Raw genomic sequence first — 15,897 nt, 5'->3', positions numbered from 1 at the left:
AGCGCTCATCAGGGCCGCAGGATGAGCTTGCCGCGGCTGTGGCCGGTCTCGCTCTGCTCATGGGCCGCGGCGGCGTCGGCGAGCGGGAAGCTCCGTACCACGGGCACCCGCAGCCGGCCCTCCGCGGCGAGCCGGGCGTAGTCGGCGATGGCCTCCATGGAGCGGCCGCCGCCGCCCGCGGAGAAGGTGACACCGAGTTCGGCTGCCGCGGGGTCCGCGATGGTGACGACGCGGTCGGTCGTGCCGCCCCGCAGCTCGATCGACACGGGCAGGGCGCCCTGGCCGGCCGCGTCGTAGACGGCGTCGACACCCTTCGGCGCCACGGCGCGCACCCGGTCGGCCAGGCCCTCGCCATAGGCCACCGGGATCGCGCCGAGCGAGCGCAGATAGTCGTGGTTGGCGGGCGACGCGGTGCCGATGACGGTGGCGCCCCGGGCCACCGCGAGCTGGACACCGACCCCGCCGACCGCACCGGCGGCCCCGTGCAGCAGCAGGGTCTCGCCCTCCTTCAGCCCCAGCAGGTCCAGGACGCGGGCCGAGGTCTCGGTGGCCACCGGCAGCGCCGCGGCCGTCTCCCAGTCGAGTCCGGCCGGCTTGGGGGCGACATCCGTGGCCAGCGCGTACGGGGCGTAGGCCCCGGTGTCCGTCCAGCCCAGCACCTCATCGCCCACCGACACAGCGGTGACCCCTTCACCGACCTCGTCGACGACCCCGGCCGCCTCCCCACCCGGGATCGCCGGGAACGAGGCGGGGCCCATCTGCGGCATCCAGCCTCTGCGAATCTTGTAGTCGAGGGGGTTCACGGCGGCGGCCATGACCTTCAGCCGCACCTGCCCCGGACCCGGATGGGGCTCCTCGATCTCCTTCAGCCGCAGCACCTCGGGGCCGCCGTACTCCTCGTAGACGATCGCCTTCATCACTCTCACTCCCGTCAGCCCTGTCGAGGGGGCACGTTTGTAGCGACAACGCCATCCTCGGCCGGGGCATGCCCCGGCCCGACCGTCCCTTCGGCCAGTTCCACCTGGCCGGAGGAACGGCCGGGGCCGCGGGAGGGGCCCGTTACGCTGACGGACATGGACCTCACGGCCGCAGTCGATGTGATCCGGGCGCCCCTGGGCGAGATCCTGCCGCGCGTGTCCGCCGCGCTCTCCGAGACGATCGCGCACCGCGCGGTGGCCGAGCTCTCCGGCAACTGCCCGCACTCACCGTTCAAGACCCATGGCGACCCGCCCGGCGACCCCGGAACCGCCATCACCACCGCCGAGATGGCCGCCCTCGTCCCAATGGCGCGCGCCGAGGGAACCTGGCAGGGCCGGGCGTGGCTGGCCGGGGCCGAGGTGCCCGTGCTCGCCGTGTACAGCGACGCCACCGCGCGGGGCGCGCTGCTCGCCCTCGTACGGACCGAGGAGACCCCCGTCCCGGCCGGGGCCCTGGCGGCCGCCCGCGCCCTGTGGGACCTGGTGACCGCGCACCGCGACCGGATGGCGGCGGAGGCGGTGCCCGGGGCGCTGGGCCAGTCGCGGGCCGCGGCCGCGGCGCGGGCCACGGCCATCGCCGAGCTCGTCGACGCCCACGGCGCCGCCCTGTCCGCCCTGCTCGGCGTGTTGCGCGGCCGCGATCTGGACGACCGGACCGCGCGGGCCCGCGCGGTGGACCTCGCCGTCGGCGCCCTGGCCGAACTGCGCGCCCGGACCGACCGCGATCAGGCGCTGGTGGAGGAGCCGGCCGGTGACGCCTTCGCCCGGCTCGCCGAATCGCTCCGCCCCGAGCTGCGCGGCCTGTCCGTACGGCTGGACCTCGGCCCGCCCGGCACCGAGGAGGGCGCGGACCGGCTGCTCGCCGCCGACGTGGCCAATACGGCGCGCGCGGTGGTGCGGGCCGTGGTGCACGCCATGCTGAACGAGCAGGGACCGGGTCAGGACGGCGCGCCGCGCCCGGTGCGCCGCGTGCACATCGGCTGGAAGGTCGGCGAGGGCGAGCTGCGCGCCACCGTACGGGACGACGGCCCCGGCGTCCTGAGGCGGACCGCCCTGGACGCCCGCCGAGTCGGCGAGCGGCTGGCCGTGCTGGGCGGACGGCTGGACGTGGACGCGGTCCCGGAGTGGGGCACCACGGTGACGGCCACCGTGCCGCTTGGCCCGCCGCAGCCGGCCCGCGAAGATCCGCTGGACGTCCTGGGGGCGCGCGAGCTGGAGGTGCTGGAGCAGCTGGCCCGCGGGCGGCGCAACCGGCAGATCGCCCAGGAGCTCCACATCAGCGAGTCGACGGTGAAGTTCCACGTGGCGAACATCCTGGAGAAGCTGGGTGTCACCTCGCGCGGCGAGGCGGCCGCGCTGGCCCACACCTGGGGGGCCACCGGCTCCTGAGCGGCCGCCGACATGGCGTACCCGGCAGCCACGTCGGCGGACAGCCTTACGCTTCGGAACGTATCGTTGGCGAGGAACGGCGAGCGGAGCGTTTGATGACCACACCGCGGGACCTGCTGATCGTCACTCTGGACGTGGCGCCCATCCGACCCCTGGAGCGGGGCGACCTGTCGCTCGCGCTCGCGGGAGCCGAGCTGATCGACCTCGTCGGCACCGAAGCGGTCACGATCGAGGACGAGCGGATCGTGCCGGGACTCTGCCCGCCGACCGGGGATCGCCTGCTGGACGAGGCCGCGGCGTCCTTCGTCCGTCAGCCGCCCCACGAACCGGTCGGCGACTGGCTGTGGCGCCGGGGCCGTGGCCTGTCCGCCGCCTATCTGGACGCCCTGGAGGAGGCCGGACAGATCACCCGGCGGCGCCACGGCTGGCTGCCGCTCCGCGCCGGTCAGGCGGTGCCGGTCGACTCGCCCGGCCGCCGCCACGCGACGGACCGCTGGGCCTCGGACGAGCCCGTCCTCGCCACCCTCGCGGCGGCCATCGGCATCCGTGAGGAGCCCGCGGAAGACGCCGCGGCCGCGGTCGGCGACGCGACCGTGACCGTGCTCGCCGCCGTCAACGACGCCGTGATGGAGCTGGAGGCCGAGCGGCAGCGGCGGGCCATCGAGGAAGCGGCCTACGACAACATCTGGCGCGGCCAATGACCGCGTGACCGTGAGGGGGAGCGGCGGACGCCGCCGAACGGCGCGGTGCCGCCGGGGGTGGTGAGGTGCGGTTGTGGGCAGCGCGGCGCCGCCCATGATCCGCGTCCGTGGCCGCGGGCGGGCCGTGTCGCCGTATCGTGTCGGGTGATCCACCACGTCCCATTGGGCACCACCCCCGAACGGAGACGCACATGGACACGTTAGCCGGAGCGTCCGGCCACAGATCCCCCCGCCGCGACGCCGAGCCCATCACGGCTCCCTTCCCCCAGGCCCTCATCGACGCCTTCCGTGCGCGGCCGGAGCCGCCCGCCTTCGAACACCGCTCGCGCGGCCTCTCGCGCGGCGAGGTGCTGGAGCTGATCGGCCGGTGCGCGGACGGGCTGCGGGCGGCCGGACTCGGCCCGGGCCGTTCGGTGGCGGTGGCCACCGATGTGACGCCCGAGGGTTTCGCGCTGCTGGTGGCGGCCTACGCGCTGGGCTGCCGGGTGACGGGGCTGCGGCCCGGCATGACCCCGGCCCATCTGGTGTACGTCCTTTCCGACGGAATCGACGTCCTGGTGGCCGACGAGACCGGTGCCACCCCCGAACTGCTGGACGCGGCGGGCGGGATGACCGTGTTGCGGCTGGGCCCGGACCTCCTGGACGCCCACCCCAAGGCCACGGGAGAGCTGACCGCCCAGGGCCGCCCCGATGACATCGCCCTGGTGACGCTGACCAGCGGCAGCACCGGACGCCCCAAGGGCTGTGCGCACAGCTACCGTTCGATCGCCCTCAACTGGGCGTGGCAGCCCGCCCGTTGGCCCGAGCGGACCGCGCGGCTCGCGGCGGGCTACGAGCGGTATCTGCTCTTCGGCACCCTGAGCAGCGCGGTGATCTTCGAGCATCTCGGGGTCTGCCTGATGGGTGGCGGCACCGCCGTCATCCCCGAACCACCGTTCGCCTTCCCCCAGGTCTTCGAGCGCCACCGGATCACCGCGTGTCTGATGACCGTGCCCCGGCTGCACCAGGTGCTGGACGTGCTGCGCACGGGGCGCGTGGACACCTCCAGCCTCCGGGTGCTGCTGGTGGCCGGGTCCCCACTCGCCCCGCACCGGCTCGCGGAGGCGGCCCGGCTGCTCGGCCCGGTGGTCCACCAGGGCTACGGGCAGACGGAGACCGGCATGCTCACTCTGCTCACCCCGGACGAGATGGCCGAGTTTCCGGACCAGGTGTACGACTCGGTGGGCCGAGCGTGGTCCGGGGTGGAGATGGACGTCCGCGACCCGGAGGGGCGGCCGGTGCCCGCCGGGACCACCGGCGAGATATGGGTGCGCACCGACTCGGCGATGGCGGGCTACTGGAAGGACGAGGAGCGGACCCGGGAGGTGCTGCGGGCCGGGTGGGTGCGCACCCGTGACGTCGGCCACCTGGACGACCAGGGGTTTCTGCGGCTCACCGGGCGCGCCCGGGACGTGGTCATCATCAACGCGATCGTGCACTACGCCGGGGCGATCGAACGCGCGCTGGCGGCCCATCCCGATGTCGACCAGGCGTATGTGGTGGGCGCGCCCGACGAGCGCACCGGCGAGGCCGCGCACGCCTTCGTCGTTCCGGCCGAGGGCCGTGAACCGGACCTCGACGCCGTGCGCGCGTCCGTCGCGGCGGAGTTGGGGGAGGCGAGTGTCCCCGCCACCGTCACCGTCGTGACCGAGGTGCCGGTGGGGCCGAGCGAGAAGCCGGACAAGCGGGCGCTGCTGTCGCGGATCACCGGGCCGCTGGAGACGGCGTGACGGCGTGACGGTGTGGCGTCGCCCGGACTGAGAGGTCCCGGTGTGCCCGGCGGGGCACACCGGGACCTCTCCCGTGCGGAGGGTGGCGCTCAGCTCCCGGCCGGCACCGCCGCCGCGGTGCCGGCCGGTTCCCCGGCCGCCCGGGATCTGGCGTCCCGGCGGTCCAGCCAGTTGAGCACCGGGACCGTCATCACCGTGGTCACCAAGGCCACCAGGACCAGCGCCGCGAACAGCTCATCACCGACGATCCCGGCAGAGAGCCCGATGTTGAGCGCGATGAGCTGCATCAGCCCGCGCGCGTTCATCAGGGCGCCGACCCGGACCGCCACCGCACCCGGCTCCCCGCACAGCTTGGCGGCCGCCCAGCAGCCGCCGAACTTGCCGACCGACGCGAGCACGACACAGGCCGCGCCGAACGCCATCACGGCCGGGTCCGCGAACACGTCGAAACGCGTGTTGAGACCGGAGTAGGTGAAGAACATCGGCACGAAGATGACCTGGGTCGCTCCCTGAATCGTCCGCACCACCCGCTCGGACGCCTCGTGGCGGGGCATGGACAGGCCGATGCAGAACGCCCCGAAGACCGCGTACAGCTGGATGATGTCGGTGAACCAGGCGCCGCAGAACAGCACCGCGACCGTGAACAGCAGCCGGGACTCGTCGCTCAGCCCCGGCCTGGTCAGGATCCAGGCCAGCAGCCGCCGTCCCACCAGGAGCAGGACGGCCACGAAGAGCAGCGAACCGCCCAGCGCCTTGACGATCGGCCCCGTCTTCTCCGAGGCCACGCTGAGCACCCCGGCGAGCATGAGCCACGCGGCCGCGTCATCGGTGGCCCCCGAGGCGAGGGAGAGCGACCCGTGCCGGGTCCCGGAGATCCCCTGCTCGGTGATGATGCGGGCCAGCATCGGGAAGGCGGTGATGGCGAGGGCGACCCCGACGAAGGCCGCCGTCACCCAGACCGAGACCCCGTCGACGAAGATGGGGACATGGCCGTCGGACGCGAAGGTCAGCCCCACGCCCAGCAGCAGCGGCACCAGCACCCCGGCGGCGGAGACCGTCACCGCGGTTCCGGCCAGCCCGCGCCCGGCGTGGGCCCGGAATTCGTACCCCGCGTGGAACATCAGGGCCACCAGGCCGATCTGCCCGGCCACGTACAGCACCGGTTTGAGCTCCGCCGGGAAGACCGCGTCCGACGCGCCCGGCGCCACCAGACCGAAGAGCGACGGGCCGAGCACCACCCCGGCGATCATCTCCCCGACCACCGGCGGCTGGCCGAACCGGCCCATCACCAGCACCACCAGACGGCAGGTCAGCAGAATGACCACGGCGGCGATGAAGAAGGCGGGGGCGAGCTCTGTGGGAGTCATCGTCTCACCCTCCTCATCGGCCGCCGGCGACGGCCGGTACGGCGGTGTCACCGGCAGCCGTGGCGAAGTAGTTGCGGCACAGCCCCTGGCGCCGGGCGTCCCACACCATGTAGCCACCGAGCACCAGCTGGGTGAGGCTGCGCGGGATCGCCCCCCACCGGTCGCCCAGCCGCATCCCCGCGAGCCGCGCCGCCCGCGTGGCCGGTCGCCAGGCCGCCGTGGTCCGCCGGGGGGTGTGCGGGATCAGCAGACAGGGGCCGCGGCCGGGCAGCGACCGGGTGTGCTCGGCCGTGGACGCCAGCCGGAAGCGCCGCAGCACCTCCTCGGCCGCCGTCCGCATGGTCAGCACGGCGAAACCACGGGCCGGACAGGGCCGGTTGGCGGTCACGCCGAACGGGATGAAGGCCGAGGGCCGGGTGTCCGCGGACAGCCAGCGGCCGGGGTCGAACCGCTGCGGCCCGGTGGCTCCCGACCGCTGATACTCGGGGTAGTTGAACAGCAGGACCGAGCCCGCCGGTATCGCGGGCCTTCCGGCCCGGGGGATCTCGTCGGTGGTGATGCGGTGGGCCACGCCGAACAGCGGGAAGTGCTGGAGAGTCTCGTTGATGACATGGTCCAGGTAGCCGTCCTCCTCCTCGCCGGAGAGCAGCCGGTCCTGGACGTCCTGGTGCGTGGCGAGTGCCAGCAGCAGATGGGCCATCGCCTCCGACGTCTGCACCACGGCGGTGTTGAAGAACGTGCCCTGGAGGTAGTACGCCTGCTCCCGCCGGCTGAGCAGCGACGGCAGCGGCACCGGCGGGGGATCGCTCGCCAGCCGTTCGCGCAGATACGCGGTGAGCCGGTTCCGCCGGTCCATATGGCGCAGGCTGGTGCACTTCAGGGCGCTGACCACGTCATCGGCGTTGCCGACGATGAGGTCCCGGACATGGCGCGGGCACGGTTCGCGGAAGACCACTTCGTAGTAGACCTCGGCCCACACCGGCATCATCAGATCGCGCAGTCGCACCCGGTGCTCCCGGGCGCCGTATCCGCCGGTCTGCTCGTCGAGTTCATCGAGCACCCGCCGGGTGCAGCGGCCGACCAGTTGGCTCCACCGCTCCCGGGAGAGCCCGGCGAGTATCTGCCGGGTGGTCCTGGCCACGTCGTCGTAGCGCGGGCCGGGTTCCAGATGCTCCTGGTGGACCTCGGGGCCGGGGGAGAGCCAGTACCAGAAGAGGTCGGACAGGGCGGCGCCACGGCTGCGGCCGTTCGCGGCCGGATGTCCATAGACCCGCTTGAACTCCTCGACGGGCACCTCCCGGCCGGGCGCCGGGATGCCCTCCTCGCCGTTGACCCGCGCGAAGAGGCGCACCCGCAGGGCGATCACCAGCCGGGGCAGCCAGTACGGCAGGCTGGCCGTCAGCGCCACGGCCGCCGCACCGGCGGCCGGGCGTGCGAGGCGGCTCATGAGACTGCTCCGCCGGGCCGGGTGGCGTACGCACCGGTGTCCGGCCATACCGGGGCGCGCACCAGATCCGGGGTGAGATCCCGGACACCGGAGGCGCCGCACAGCGCCAGCGCGTGGTCGACCTCCTCGCGCAGCAGCTCCAGCAGCCGCCGCACACCCTTCTCCCCGCCCTCGGCCAGGGCCCACATCACCGGCCGGCCGATGCCCACGGCGGACGCGCCGAGCGCCAGCGCCTTGACCACATCGGTGCCCCGCCGCACCCCGCCGTCCAGCACGATCGGGATCCGGCCGGCGACCGCGGCGTGGATCTCGGGCAGCAATTCGATCGTGGCGGGCACGGTGTCCAGCTGACGGCCCCCGTGGTTGGACAGCAGCAGCCCGTCCACACCGTGGCGCACCGCCAGCCGGGCGTCCTCGGGGTGCAGGGCGCCCTTGAGCAGAATGGGCAGCGAGGTGATGCCGCGCAGCCAGTCGATGTGCTGCCAGGAGATCTCCGGTGACATGGCGATCGGCCGCACCCGGCCGCCCTCGCCCGGCTCGGCCATGTGCTCGCAGCGCAGTCCGTCCGGCAGATCCAGGAAGCCGTTGCGCAGGTCGCGCTCGTGGGCGCCGCGCACCGGGGAGTCCACGGTGACCACCAGCGCGCCGCACCCGGCGTCGGTGGCCCGCCGCACCAGGGTCCGGGTGAACTCCAGATCGGGCTGGAGGTAGAGCTGGAACCACAAGGGCGCCGGGTCGCCGGTCTCACCGGCGCCACGGGCGGCCTCCGCGATGTCCTCCACCGCGACCGTGGACGCCATGCTCACGATCATGATCGCGCCGACGGCCGCGGCGGCGCGTGCGGTGGCCAACTCGCCTTCCACGTCGAGGAGTTTGTGGAAGGCCGTCGGCGAGAGCAGGACCGGTGTCCGTGCCCGGCCGCCGAGCACGGTGATGTCCAGCGACCGCTCGGCGCTGCCGCGCAGCACCCTGGGCAGCAGCCGCAGCCGCCGGAACGCCTCTTCATTGGCCCGTACGGTGATCTCGTCCCCCGCCCCGCCGGCGATGAAGTCGGCGTGGACGGGATCGAGTCTCCTCCGGGCGGCGGTTTCGAAGTCCTGGACGGTCATCAGCATGGGGCGGTGTCACCGCCCCGCGCCGGTGGGCTGTGCGTCCAGCTCACGCGCGAAGAACTCGACCAGCGGGGCGTGGTGGACCTTCGGGTGGTTCCACTCGTTCTCCAGGTTCTCGGCCATGTGGTGGGTGCCGAGGAGCTCACCGCCCCGGAAGTGGCGGATCACCGGATGCAGATAGGAGGCGTCGAAGGCTTCCCCGACCGCGTTCTGCGCCGCCCGGCGCACCGTGATGTCGAAGGGGTCGACCTTGTCGTGGTCGGGGCCGTACTCCAGGGTGACGAGGAAGTAGTCGGCGCCCGCCGTCAGGGCGGATTCATGGGCGTAGGCGACCGGCACCTCCTCGTGGTAGCGGCTCCCACCGCCGTCCACCGCGACCAGCAGGTCGCCGATCACACCGAACTGCTGCCACAGCGCGGAACTCCGGTTGACCCGCGCCACCACGGCGTCCGCCAGCGCGGACGGCTCGGTGGCCAGCGGCTGGTGCGGCCAGGGCCGGCCGTGGTGGCGTTCGTCGAGGATGCGGCTCAACGCCCGTACGCCGTAACGGAATCCATGGATGAAGCCATTGGTGGAGTGCTTGAAGTCGCGCTGCTGGGTGAGGGTGCCGGCGAAGTACAGCCCGGGCACGTTGACCGATTCGTAGGCCGGGGTGAGCGCGGCGAAGCGGTCGTTGATGACGAGGTCGGGGCGGCACTCGGCGTCGAACGGCGAGGCGTCGAAGCGGAAGCCGGTGCACACGATGATCCGGTCGTAGAGCAGTTCCTTCACGACCTCGTCCGCCCGGGAGAAGCTGAACCGCACGCGGTACCGGCCGCCGTCGCCCGGCTCCTTCTCGATCGAGAGCACATTGCCGTCCAGGACGGCGTTCTGCGACTTGAGCTGGTAGGTGTCGAGGAAGTTGTTGTTGACGGCGCGCAGATGGCCCACATAGTGGGTCTTCCACGCCAGCCGCAGGGTGTGCGGTCCGGCCACGTGGATGACGGCGGCCGTCTCGATGAGGTTGTCGGCCGTCTCCAGCGCGGAGTTGCCCTTGCCGAGGATCAGCACACGCTGGTCGGTGAAGTCGTCGGGGTCCACCGAGACGACGGTGTAGTTCTCGGCGGTCTCGATGCCCGGCACATCGGGGACGTAGGGGCGGCTCACTCCGGTGGCCATCACCAGCCGGTGGGCGCGGTGGTCGGTGCCGTGCTGATCGGTGACGACGAAGCCGTCGTCGTCCCGGCGGATGCGTACCGCCCGGGTGTCATAGGCGATGTCGAGGTCGAACGCCTCGGCGAAGTCGGCCAGATAGCGCACCAAGTCGTCGGCGGCCGGGAAATAGCGTTTGCTGTAACGGGTGAAGAGCAGCTCGGAATCCGAGGACAGCAGGGAGTTCCAGTCCATCCGGAGGTTGAACTCGGGGTCGTCGATGCCGGTGTGCACCTTGTTGCTGGAGATCAGCTGGCGGTGGCGGGGGAATGTACGGAAGAAGGTGCCCGGACTGCTTCCGGCTTCCAGGATCCGGTAGCGGTGGCCCGCCGTTGCCAACTGGTATCCGAGCTGGAGGCCGGCGGGGCCGGCGCCGATCACGAGGTAGTCGAGGGCCTCGGAAGAGTGGAGAGGTTCCTTGTGCACAGTGCCTTCCTTCCAGGAGCGCGATGCCGTGGGAAAGCTGTGACAATTTCCTTTAAATCTCAACAACCACTCTATTGAGCCGTACTCAACTTCAGCAACATCGAAAACTGGCCAGAGTGATCGCGGGCGGAGGCGGCAGGTCCGCCTCCGCCCGCGCCACCTACTCCTTTGTCACCAGGTCACGGGCAGTTCGTAGACGCCGTAGACCGATCCGTCGTGTTTGAACGGGATCCGCTCCAGCTCCACGGCCGGCCGCAGAGTGGGGATACGGCGGTAGAGGGTGCCGTAGACGACCTGGAGCTCCATCCGGGCCAGCGGCTGGCCCAGGCACTGGTGCACCCCGAAGCCGAAGGCCACATGGCGGCGGGCGTCACGCCGGAGGTCCAGCCGGTCGGGCTCGGCGAACATCCCGGGGTCCCGGTTGGCGATGTCATTGGCCAGGATCAGCCCCTCGCCCGCGCGGATGACCTCCCCGCCGACCTCGATGTCCTCGACCGCCACCCGGCGCCGCCCGCTGTGGGTGATGTGCAGATAGCGCAGCAGCTCCTCCACCGCCGAGGCGATCAGCCGGCGGTCGTCGGTGTCGCGCAGCAGGGCGAGTTGCCCGGGGTGCTCGAACAGGGCGAGGGTGCCGAGCGCGATCATGTTCGCGGTGGTCTCGTGGCCCGCGATCAGCAGCAACACACCCATCTGCGCGGCCTCGTTGCGGGACAGTTCGCCCGCCGTGACCCGCTCGGCGAGACCGGACAGCAGATCGTCCACGGGATGGGCGATCTTCTCGCCCATCAGGCCGTCCAGATACTCGATCAGATTGCCATGGGCGGCCGAGCGCTGCTCGGGGGTGACGTTACGGTTGATGATGACCTTGCTGTTGTCCTGGAAGAAGTCGTGGTCGGCGTAGGGCACTCCGAGCAGCTGACAGATGACCAGCGAGGGCACCGGCAGGGCGAACGCCTCCACCAGGTCCACCGGGTTCGGACCGGCCAGCAGCTCGTCGATCAGGTCGTCCACGATCCTCTGCACACCGGGCCGCATGGCCTCCACCCGCTTGATGGCGAACGGAGCCGTCACCATCCGCCGCAGCCGGGCGTGCTCGGGGTCGTCCTTGAGGATGAAGCTGACCCCCGTACCGCCGGGCGGCATCGGGGCCTGGCGGGGGTAGCCGGGCCGGTGGATGTCGGCGCTGACCCTCGGGTCGCCCAGCAGCGCCCGCTGATCGGCGTACCGGGTCACCAGCCACGGTGTGCTGCCGTCCCACAGGCGGACCCTCGCCAGCGGGCCCTCCTGCTGGAGGTCCCGCAGCGCCGGGGGCGGGTCGAACGGGCAGCCCGCCGCCCTGGCCATCGGAAACTCCGGGGCCCGCGCGGCGCGCTCGTCCACCGGGTTCACTGTGCTGGTCATCGCTTCCTCAATTCGTCTGAAGCGGGTGGTGGAACCCCCGTTGTTCCCCGTTGCCCCCGTTGTCCCCTGTTATCCCCCGACGGCCCTCGGCGGGCCGCCGGTGGGTGAAGGCCGCGGTCAGCGGGTGACGGGCGCCAGCCACAGCCCGACGATCCCGTCGATCAGACCGGTGGCGGCGTCGTGCCAGCTGGCCCGTGGCGTGGCGGTGTTCTCGGCCAGCGCGCGCTCCCGCTCGGCGCACATGTGCAGGATCAGCTGGCGCGCCATGGCCCCGCGCTCGATGTGCACCTCGATCGGCAGCTCGGGGAGGCACCGGTTGAACCCCTCGACGGTCCGCCGCAGCGCCGAAGAGGACAGGGACTCATCGGCCATGATCTCGTGGAGCGCCGGGTCGGTCATCACCTGGGCGCAGAACCGCGCGTACCAGGTCGGGCTGGGCAGCTCCGCCAGATGCTCGAGGACCGGACGCACCAGGCAGGCCACCCAGTCCCGTACGTCGGTGGAGTCGCCGATCTCGCCCAGCATCCGCAGGCGCAACCGCTCGACCTGCTCGGCGTGTTGCCGGGCGATGGCCCGCACCAGATCGGCCTTGGTGCCGAAGTGGTAGCCGACCGCGGCGTTGTTGCCCTGCCCGGCGGCCTCGCTGACCTGGCGGTTGGAGACCGCGTACACCCCGCGCTCGGCGAACAGCCGCTCCGCGGCGGCGAGGATCGCCCCGCGCGTGGCATCGGTCCGCTCGTGCCGTACGGCCCTGCCCGCCATGGTCACCACCGCACCGGAAGGTCGCACAGCCCGCCCACGGCCAGGCCCTCCAGCCGCCGCAACTCCGCCACGGGTACGGCGAGTTCAAGGGTGGGGAGGCGGCGCAGCAGTACATCAAGCACGGCCTGCAACTCGGTGCGGGCCAGCGCCTGGCCCAGGCAGGAGTGCGCCCCGACGCCGAACGCCAGATGGGGGTTGGGGCTGCGGTCGAGCGTCAGCTGGCCGGCGCCCTCGAAGGCGGTCTCGTCACGGTTGGCGGCGGCCATGCTGCACACCACGGTGGTGCCGCGCGGCAGCGCGGTGTCCGCCACTTCGGTGTCCTCGCCGATGTACCGGGGCATCCCGAACCCCGGGTTGGCGTCGAACCGCAGCGCCTCCTCCACGGCGGTGCGCACCAGCGAGCGGTCGGCCAGAAGCCGCTCCCAGTGGCTTCGGTCGGCCAGCAGCATGGCCATCATCTTCCCGATCATGTTCGCGGTGGTCTCGTGCCCGGCCACCAGCAGGGCCTGGCCGGTGGCCACCAGCTCCGCGTCGGACATCCGATGGCCGCCGGGATCGGTGGCGGTGATGAGCTCACTGAGCAGATCCTCGCCCGGCCCGGCCCGCTTGGCGGCCACATGGGCGGCCATGTAGTCCGCGAACTCGGCCTGGGCGGTGTCGACTTCGTCCTGCCGGTACCGGGTGAGATTGAGCAGGGTGTCGGACCAGTGGGCGAACCGGTCGCGGTCGCTGTCGGGGACGCCCAGCAGATCGCAGATCACCCACACCGGCAGCGGGAAGGCGAGGTGGGCCTTGAGATCCGCCGGATGGCCGTGCGCCAGCATGTCGTCGATGAGCCGCTCGGCCATCGCCTCGATCCCCGGCCGCAGCGCGTTCATGCGCTTGGCCGTGAACCATTTGGCCACCATCCGGCGCCAGCGCTGATGGCCCTCGCCGTCCTGCGGGAGCGACTGCGCCATCGAGCTGTTGAACACCCCGCCCGATTCGCTGTCCGAGACCCGGGCCGCGTCATCGGCGTTCAGCAGCCGGGTGAACCTCGGGTCGGACAGCACCTGTTTCACATCGTCGTAGCGGGTCAGCAGTGCCGCCTCGTCGCCACTGGGCAGCGCCACCTTCGCCACCGGGCACCGCTGCCGCAGCCGGGCCCATTCGGCGGGTGGCCCCAGCGCCGTATCGCTGGGGATCGGATAGCTGAGTAACTGCTCGCCGTCTCCTGGAGTCACGACGCTCTCCCTCGGTCCGGGGCGGGGCTGCCATCGACAAGATCAGGCAACCCCATGGGCCGTGCTTAAGTCAAGCGACTGATTTAAATTGGCCGCCCTCATCGTTCACACCCCGAGGTACGAGGGGTGGCGTTCAGCCGTCGTCCGACGCGCAGTCGTCCGAGGCGCCGGCGTCATGGACCAGCAGGGCGATCTGCACGCGGTTGTTGAGATCCAGCCGGGTCAGGATGCGCGACACATGGGCCTTCACCGTCGGCAGCGCCAGATGCAGCTCCCGGGCGATCTCCGCGTTGGAGCGGCCCCGCCCGACCGCCCGGGCCACCGCACGCTCCCGCTCGCCCAGCAGCGCCAGCCGGGCCCGGGCGGCGGTGGCCCGGTCCTCCTGCCCGCCGCCCGCCACCTGCTCGATGAGCCGGCGGGTGACGGCGGGGGAGAGCACCGGATCCCCGGCGGCCACCGTGCGGATGGCCGCGACGATGTCCCGTGGCGGAGTGTCCTTGAGGAGGAACCCGGCCGCGCCGCCGCGCAGCGCCCGCAGCACATGGCCATCGGTGTGGAAGGTGGTCAGCACCAGCACCTCCGGGGCGCCGGGCCGGGCCCGGAGCTCGGTGGTGGCGGTCAGCCCGTCGACGCCCGGCATCCGGATGTCCATCAGCACCACATCGGGCCGGTGCGCGGCGACCAGGGCCGGCACCTCCGCGCCGTCGGCGGCCTCCGCGACGACCTCGATGTCCGGGGCGCCACCCAGCATCAGGCGCAGCCCGGCCCGTACGATCGCGTCGTCGTCCACCAGCAGGACATGGATCACCCGCGCCGTCCTCCCCGGGCCGCGGCGGACACCGTGTCCGCCGCGGGCCAGGGTAGCCAGGCGCGCACCCGGAAACCGCCCTGGGCCGGGCCCGCGCTCAGCTCGCCACCCGCCAGCCGGGCCCGTTCGGCCAGCCCGATCAGCCCCTGGCCGCCGCCTTCGGTACCGGCGCCGTCCGTGGCCGCCCCGGGCGGTGGCGCGTTGTGGACCTCCACCGTCAGCCGGTCGGCCGGGCCTCCGGCCACCCGCACCGTGACCGCCGCGCCGGGCGCGTGTTTGCGCGCGTTGGTCAGCGCCTCCTGGACGATCCGGTACGCCGTGCGCCCCACCACGGGCGGCGGTGCCGGGTCCTCGGGCGGCCCGGTCAGCTCGATCCGGCCGCCCGCCGCCCGGGCCTCCGCCACCAGCCGGGCCAGATCCGCCAGTTCGGGCTGGGGCCGCTCGTCCTCCGCCGGTCCCGCGCGCAGCACCCCGATCACCTCACGCAGATCGGTCAGCGCCAGACGGGCGCTCTCCCGGATCACCCCGGCGGCCTTTCCGATCTCCTCCCGGGGTGCCTCCGTATGGAACTCCAGCGCCCCCGCGTGCAGGCTCAGCAGCGTCAGCCGGTGCCCCAGCACATCGTGCATCTCCCGCGCGATCTCCTCCCGCGCCTCCCGGCGGGCCCGCTCGGCCCGCAACTCCACGTCCGCCTCGGCCAGTTCGGCGCGCACCCGCAGGGAGGCGATCAGCTGCTGCCGGGACCGCCGGAACAACCCCCATCCGATGGCCCCGGCGATCAGCGCGAAGTACGTCAGCGCCGAGCTCTTCCGGTCCCCGGACACCTCCGGCAGCTGCCACAGGAAGACGGGAAGCGGTACGAAGGCCACCGCCGCCACCCACGCGGTGGCCCGCCACGGCCGGGTCGCGGCCACCGTGAACACCGCCACCATCGCCGGACCGGTGAGATAGTGCGAGAGCTCGCTGCCCGCCAGCAGCAGCGCCACCGCCAGCGCCACCGGCCACCGCCGCCGCAGCAGGACCGTCGCACACCCCAGCCCGCCGATCACCTGATCGACCGTCAGCCACAGCGGATCGAGGTCCTCCTCGATCGGTAGGGAGTCGGAGCTCGCGGCGGCGAAGCAGGCGGCGAAGAGCATCAGCCCCAGATCGGCTGCCCAGTCCCGGCGGGTGCGGTGGATGCGGCGCATGTCCCGGAAATCTACGCGGACCGGGCGGGCGAGCGGGGACTCGTGCCGCGAGCGGATACTTAAGTACCACGCCCCGGTGGCGGATGGCCTCCTTTGGTCAGCGCCGCGCCGCCTTGTGCCCGATCCGCCGCCCG

The 15,897-nt window shown here is 72.5% G+C and carries 13 protein-coding genes; 3 read left to right on the top strand and 10 right to left on the bottom strand.

Annotated features, from left to right (window positions below):
• Window positions 1–8: 8 nt before the first annotated feature.
• Entirely contained in the window at window positions 9–917 is a 909-nt protein-coding gene (locus ACT2CW_RS13760; protein ID WP_445516753.1) for an NADP-dependent oxidoreductase, read from the bottom strand.
• A 156-nt stretch (window positions 918–1,073) separates the two neighbouring features.
• On the opposite strand from ACT2CW_RS13760, the gene ACT2CW_RS13755 reads away from it, so the two are divergent.
• The 3 genes from ACT2CW_RS13755 (at window position 1,074) to ACT2CW_RS13745 (ending at window position 4,836) form a co-directional block, all read left to right on the top strand.
• Window positions 1,074–2,366, top strand: coding sequence for a LuxR C-terminal-related transcriptional regulator (locus ACT2CW_RS13755; RefSeq protein WP_445516752.1), 1,293 nt, complete (start codon window positions 1,074–1,076; stop codon window positions 2,364–2,366).
• A 95-nt stretch (window positions 2,367–2,461) separates the two neighbouring features.
• The gene (locus tag ACT2CW_RS13750) at window positions 2,462–3,067 is read left to right on the top strand and encodes a GOLPH3/VPS74 family protein (RefSeq protein ID WP_445516751.1); all 606 of its coding nucleotides are present in this window, start codon (window positions 2,462–2,464) and stop codon (window positions 3,065–3,067) included.
• A gap of 191 nt (window positions 3,068–3,258) precedes the next feature.
• Window positions 3,259–4,836 (top strand): class I adenylate-forming enzyme family protein, encoded by a 1,578-nt coding sequence (locus ACT2CW_RS13745; protein ID WP_445516750.1) that lies wholly within the window; start codon window positions 3,259–3,261, stop codon window positions 4,834–4,836.
• Between the two features lie 89 nt (window positions 4,837–4,925).
• Here ACT2CW_RS13745 and ACT2CW_RS13740 read toward each other — a convergent pair whose 3' ends face one another.
• The 9 genes from ACT2CW_RS13740 to ACT2CW_RS13700 form a co-directional block, all read right to left on the bottom strand.
• Window positions 4,926–6,203, bottom strand: coding sequence for a cation:proton antiporter (locus tag ACT2CW_RS13740; RefSeq protein WP_445516749.1), 1,278 nt, complete (start codon window positions 6,201–6,203; stop codon window positions 4,926–4,928).
• A gap of 13 nt (window positions 6,204–6,216) precedes the next feature.
• Window positions 6,217–7,650, bottom strand: a complete 1,434-nt coding sequence (locus tag ACT2CW_RS13735) for a cytochrome P450 (protein ID WP_445516748.1) — start codon at window positions 7,648–7,650, stop codon at window positions 6,217–6,219.
• Window positions 7,647–8,765: an alpha-hydroxy acid oxidase gene (locus tag ACT2CW_RS13730; RefSeq protein ID WP_445516747.1), complete on the bottom strand. Its 1,119-nt coding sequence runs from the start codon at window positions 8,763–8,765 to the stop codon at window positions 7,647–7,649. Before ACT2CW_RS13730 ends, ACT2CW_RS13735 begins: the two co-directional genes overlap by 4 nt.
• A 9-nt stretch (window positions 8,766–8,774) precedes the next feature.
• Window positions 8,775–10,379, bottom strand: coding sequence for an NAD(P)-binding domain-containing protein (locus tag ACT2CW_RS13725; protein WP_445516746.1), 1,605 nt, complete (start codon window positions 10,377–10,379; stop codon window positions 8,775–8,777).
• A 171-nt stretch (window positions 10,380–10,550) separates the two neighbouring features.
• Window positions 10,551–11,780 carry a cytochrome P450 gene (locus tag ACT2CW_RS13720; protein ID WP_138912759.1) on the bottom strand — a complete coding sequence of 410 codons (1,230 nt, stop codon included), beginning with the start codon at window positions 11,778–11,780 and terminating at the stop codon, window positions 10,551–10,553.
• A gap of 117 nt (window positions 11,781–11,897) precedes the next feature.
• Entirely contained in the window at window positions 11,898–12,542 is a 645-nt protein-coding gene (locus ACT2CW_RS13715) for a TetR/AcrR family transcriptional regulator (protein ID WP_182467272.1), read from the bottom strand.
• 2 nt (window positions 12,543–12,544) lie between these two features.
• On the bottom strand, window positions 12,545–13,765 hold the full coding sequence (locus ACT2CW_RS13710) for a cytochrome P450 (protein ID WP_445516745.1): 1,221 nt from the start codon (window positions 13,763–13,765) through the stop codon (window positions 12,545–12,547).
• A gap of 133 nt (window positions 13,766–13,898) precedes the next feature.
• Window positions 13,899–14,624, bottom strand: coding sequence for a response regulator transcription factor (locus ACT2CW_RS13705; protein WP_445517010.1), 726 nt, complete (start codon window positions 14,622–14,624; stop codon window positions 13,899–13,901).
• A complete protein-coding gene (locus tag ACT2CW_RS13700) occupies window positions 14,570–15,763 on the bottom strand; it encodes a sensor histidine kinase (RefSeq protein ID WP_445516744.1) in 1,194 nt (397 codons plus the stop codon). The genes ACT2CW_RS13705 and ACT2CW_RS13700 overlap by 55 nt, the downstream gene beginning before the upstream one ends.
• Between the last annotated feature and the right edge of the window lie 134 nt (window positions 15,764–15,897).

It is taken from the genome of Streptomyces sp. NEAU-174, assembly GCF_052665095.1.
Note: the sequence above shows the minus strand (reverse complement) of the source record. Positions and strands in the feature narration are given on the sequence as shown.

Excerpts from the sequence above, each read along its gene's own strand:
- ACT2CW_RS13760 (WP_445516753.1), bottom strand. The coding sequence starts at position 917 with ATGAAGGCGATCGTCTACGAGGAGTACGGCGGCCCCGAGGTGCTGCGG.
- ACT2CW_RS13755 (WP_445516752.1), top strand. The coding sequence starts at position 1,074 with ATGGACCTCACGGCCGCAGTCGATGTGATCCGGGCGCCCCTGGGCGAG.
- ACT2CW_RS13750 (WP_445516751.1), top strand. The coding sequence starts at position 2,462 with ATGACCACACCGCGGGACCTGCTGATCGTCACTCTGGACGTGGCGCCC.
- ACT2CW_RS13745 (WP_445516750.1), top strand. The coding sequence starts at position 3,259 with ATGGACACGTTAGCCGGAGCGTCCGGCCACAGATCCCCCCGCCGCGAC.
- ACT2CW_RS13740 (WP_445516749.1), bottom strand. The coding sequence starts at position 6,203 with ATGACTCCCACAGAGCTCGCCCCCGCCTTCTTCATCGCCGCCGTGGTC.
- ACT2CW_RS13735 (WP_445516748.1), bottom strand. The coding sequence starts at position 7,650 with ATGAGCCGCCTCGCACGCCCGGCCGCCGGTGCGGCGGCCGTGGCGCTG.
- ACT2CW_RS13730 (WP_445516747.1), bottom strand. The coding sequence starts at position 8,765 with ATGCTGATGACCGTCCAGGACTTCGAAACCGCCGCCCGGAGGAGACTC.
- ACT2CW_RS13720 (WP_138912759.1), bottom strand. The coding sequence starts at position 11,780 with ATGACCAGCACAGTGAACCCGGTGGACGAGCGCGCCGCGCGGGCCCCG.
- ACT2CW_RS13715 (WP_182467272.1), bottom strand. The coding sequence starts at position 12,542 with ATGGCGGGCAGGGCCGTACGGCACGAGCGGACCGATGCCACGCGCGGG.
- ACT2CW_RS13700 (WP_445516744.1), bottom strand. The coding sequence starts at position 15,763 with ATGCGCCGCATCCACCGCACCCGCCGGGACTGGGCAGCCGATCTGGGG.